This window comes from Leifsonia sp. HAY1-4F, from assembly GCF_056755275.1.
Genome location: NZ_JBNDHX010000269.1, coordinates 1 through 275 on the forward strand (window position 1 = coordinate 1; position 275 = coordinate 275).

The window sequence follows — 275 nt, forward strand, 5'->3', positions numbered from 1 at the left end:
GATGCCAAGCTGGCCGCCGTCGGGTTCATTCTGGACCAGTCGCCACTGCTCGGGAAGGTTGAACTGAAAAGGGCCATTGATCAACGGCTTCTTGAAGGCGAACCGCCGCCCCTGGGTCCCTTCCGGACATTCCAGGTTCCCATCGGAGAGATAGCCGACCTCACCGGGCTCAGCCTCAGCCGCCTCGCGAACGCCGACCGTCTTGGCAGCGGCCAGCGTGAACTGGGCAAGCAGCCCAAAGCCATCGAACTGGAGAGCATGGAGCAGATCAGGCT

The 275-nt window shown here is 62.5% G+C and carries 1 pseudogene; it reads left to right on the forward strand.

Features of this window, described 5'->3' with window-relative positions:
* Positions 1-275 (forward strand): annotated as a pseudogene (locus ACPYOG_RS19490) (DNA/RNA non-specific endonuclease); the annotation flags it as partial.